Consider the following 3442-nt stretch of genomic DNA (forward strand, 5'->3'; position numbering starts at 1 on the left):
TGCCAAACGCTACATTTTTAGATTGCCACAAACAATATGGTATTATTTAACTACCTGTATTTTTGTTTTGGGAAAATACATACTAATAAAAGATGGTGGCTAATAAATATGATCGACTTTACAGATATTATATTAAACAATTTAGTAATACATAAAGTTGGAAATAAAATGAGAAATGAAGGGTATATTATTTCGAATAATACACCTCAAATAGATGACATATATGTGAGAGAGACGCTTTTAAAATATTTTCTCACCCCCTTTAAGGCAACTCCATCGTATAGATTTTTTCATGAAACAGATATTAACTTGAATGAAGTTTATACATACTTAAAAGTGGCATTTAATGATAGTGATCAATTTTGTGAACAAGCTACAAATATTTTAAAGCATTTATATAATAATTCTACTCATCCGCATATTAAAAGTGGGGAATTTTATATGGCTTATTTCTCCAATTGTTTAATTAATAATGTAAAAGTGGATGCTATTGGGATATTCAAATCAGAAAATAAGGATACTTATTTAAAGATATTGGAAAAAAATAAAGGTTTTAATGTTTATTGTGAAAAAGGCATTGATATTAGAAAGCTGGATAAGGGATGTATAGTATATAACATGGAGGCAGAAACCGGGTTTAGAGTAGATATTGTAGATTCAACGAATAATGAACAGGCTCAATATTGGAAAGAGAAATTCCTTAATTTAAGAAATGTTGAAGATGATAAATTCCATACAGAAACATATTTAAGGATTTATGATAAGTTTTGTGAACAAAACTATAACAATCATAATAAAGAAGAGAAACTTAGACTTAAAAGTAAGGCTATTTCATATTTCTCTAATAATGAAAACTTCGACTTTGATAAATTCGCTGAGAAGGTAATAGTTGATAGAGAAATTATTAGTGAGTTTAAAAGCTACAAAGAAAATTATGAATATGATAATCGAATTGAGACAAAAGAAGCGTTTTGTATTAACCCGGAAGCCGTTCAAAAAGCGAGAAAAAATATTAAGAATACCATAAAACTTGATAATAGGATTGAGATAAAAATTAAAGGCAGTATGGAAGATATACAGTTCCCAGTATTAGAAAAGGGATTCGATGAGAAATTAAAAAAGCACTATTACAAAATATATTTTGATCATGAGCAATAACGGAGGAGAGAATTATGCCTGGAGAAAAATCAAAAAGTTCAGGAGAATTTGGCGAGAAAATCGTAAATAAGATATTGAAATTAATTGGATGGGTAGATCTGAGAAAAGGGGTTGACATTGATTGTTGCGAAGGGGAAAAGCATAAAAATGGTAAAAACGAAAGGAAGACACATGGGATAGATTATTTATTTTCCTATGAGTGTCCACTTTGTAATAATACTCAAGAGGATATTCTTATTTCAGTCAAACATACAACAAATAAATATCCTGCTAAGCCAACAAATCAATTTAAAGAATATTTAATTGATATAGCAAAAACACTAGAATGTTTTCCTCATGATAATGAGTATGGTAATCAATCAATTAATCCAAGTCTTTATGAAGCTAGGTTTAACGTTAGTGGCGTCATATTTTGGTTATCTAATCATCAAGATGATAAGGATGAAGGGATTATTGAAAAAATAAGTGATTTTAGACTCGGACAAGAGATAGAATACGGACCAGTTTATCTGGTGGATAATAAAAGAGCAAATTTTCTACTAAAGGTCATTAATTACGTTACAAGTAAGTACAGTGAAAATTTTAGATTTGTCTATCCATCAACAGGATACAACAACGCTGATATTTTGAAAAAAAATTCTAGTGGTCGAATACTTCCTGTTCAATATATTAATTCATCTATCCTACCTATCAGGATAGATGAACAGGATAAAGGAGGAACATTACTGTTATTTGTTAATGAAGAATTTGATGAATGGAGATTAAAAAGATTAATAGGATTATCTCACTTTTTAACTGAGGGATGGGGTGACAAAAAGATAATATTATTCCCGGACTATAATGACCTTGAGCATAGTAATATTGTTAGCAACGTGAAGCAACTTTTTGCCGATGGGAATTTTCGTGAAAAAGTAATGGTGAAGTCCTTTTCGCTTGATTTACAAACGTTAGGAGAAGAGTAGTATGACTGAGAGTACGAACAATTCCAAGCTGGACTTTGATAGTATCTTACCTTATGGGGAAAAAATTCGTCCATTAATAGCATCGTCATTTTTAACAGAAAACGATTTGAAAAAACTTTTAGCTCAAAAGGGTATTTTCATAAGCAGCACCCATAAAAAGCACACTGTACCTTTATTAGCAACATGCTTGTTAAGTCCTGATGAGTTTGAGTTTTTAAGAAGTAGACAGAGAATTAAAGAAAATAACAAAAAGATAATTACAAGAGAAGTAGCATGGGAATCAGACTGTACATTATTTGATGCATTAAAGAAGGAACAAATTCCCTTTTCTGATTTTATGCCTAGAAGGTCTACAAATTATCATTTAAGTAGTAAGAGAAACAAATTTACTTATGTAGAGGATAAAGATGAGCTGATCTTAGAATATACTATTGATCGAGATAACCCAACTAGAGATTGGTCAACTAATAAAAGTAGGCATGAAGGAAAGGTAATTTTAAAGAGAGATGAAGAGAAGAAAAAACTAAAAATGATTATGGAATATACGGCTGTTGAAACTAAGGAACTCAACGACCATATCATTAAGCATATTGTTAAAGTAGGAAAACAAAATAATTATATACGTCGTGATGATACGATGAAAAAGATATTATTTGGAGAATTCAGCAATAAAGAACGGGTAGAATTTTTGTTAAGTCTACATAGTGAAGATCCTTATGATATATTTTCTTTCAAAGAAATTACGAATGTTGAAATTAGCTTAGATACATCTAAGGTGTTACCTGAAGACATAAAATGGATGGAGAATAAAGTAAGGAATTTAATACTAAAAGGAGAAAAGTTACATGATGCGGTTTTTTTGACAGAACCTAAATATCATGATTGTCTTATTATTGCAAGTATTGAGGCTGTATATGATTTTAGCTCTTTTGCATCTAAAGGAAGTTGTACGATAGAGTATGGTTTTTTATCTCGTTCCCATTTGCCGGATGGGAACTCAGAATTTGAGTTTAAAATTACAAAGTTAAATTTTGAGTCTAATAAACCCAAGAAAAAAGTTGAAGGGTTTTTACTTAGCAAATTTGAACTTTATAAGACGCATAAGTATGAGTTAATAAAGCCTCAGAGTAAACCTAAGCCTAAAAAATACCAAGCCTAAAGTTGAAAGCTAAACTTAGAGCCAAGTCTTTAAATAAAAAAGATGAAAAGTAACATTAAAGGTTATAAAATGCAAATTTGGATACAGGTACATAAAACTTAGTTATTTTAAGCAGCTTTATGAAACGAAGGCTGGGCATCGTATTGGCATCAGCGGATTTTGC

General features: G+C 30.2%; 3 protein-coding genes. All 3 read left to right on the forward strand.

Annotated features, from left to right (window positions below):
- Nucleotides 1-108: 108 nt before the first annotated feature.
- The 3 genes from HMPREF0083_RS17970 to gapS4b are packed head-to-tail and all read left to right on the forward strand — an operon-like array spanning nt 109 to nt 3279.
- Nucleotides 109-1158: a nucleoid-associated protein gene (locus HMPREF0083_RS17970; RefSeq protein ID WP_040303573.1), complete on the forward strand. Its 1050-nt coding sequence runs from the start codon at nt 109-111 to the stop codon at nt 1156-1158.
- Between the two features lie 14 nt (nt 1159-1172).
- Nucleotides 1173-2120 carry a GapS4a family protein gene (gene gapS4a / locus HMPREF0083_RS17975; protein ID WP_021623070.1) on the forward strand — a complete coding sequence of 316 codons (948 nt, stop codon included), beginning with the start codon at nt 1173-1175 and terminating at the stop codon, nt 2118-2120.
- A 1-nt stretch (nt 2121) separates the two neighbouring features.
- Nucleotides 2122-3279: a GapS4b family protein gene (gene gapS4b / locus HMPREF0083_RS17980; RefSeq protein ID WP_021623071.1), complete on the forward strand. Its 1158-nt coding sequence runs from the start codon at nt 2122-2124 to the stop codon at nt 3277-3279.
- Nucleotides 3280-3442 lie beyond the last annotated feature (163 nt).

Source organism: Aneurinibacillus aneurinilyticus ATCC 12856 (genome assembly GCF_000466385.1).
GTDB lineage: Bacteria > Bacillota > Bacilli > Aneurinibacillales > Aneurinibacillaceae > Aneurinibacillus > Aneurinibacillus aneurinilyticus.

What these genes read in the sequence shown, in the direction of transcription:
- HMPREF0083_RS17970 (WP_040303573.1), top strand. Translation starts at nt 109, where the DNA reads ATGATCGACTTTACAGATATTATATTAAACAATTTAGTAATACATAAA.
- gapS4a (WP_021623070.1), top strand. Translation starts at nt 1,173, where the DNA reads ATGCCTGGAGAAAAATCAAAAAGTTCAGGAGAATTTGGCGAGAAAATC.
- gapS4b (WP_021623071.1), top strand. Translation starts at nt 2,122, where the DNA reads ATGACTGAGAGTACGAACAATTCCAAGCTGGACTTTGATAGTATCTTA.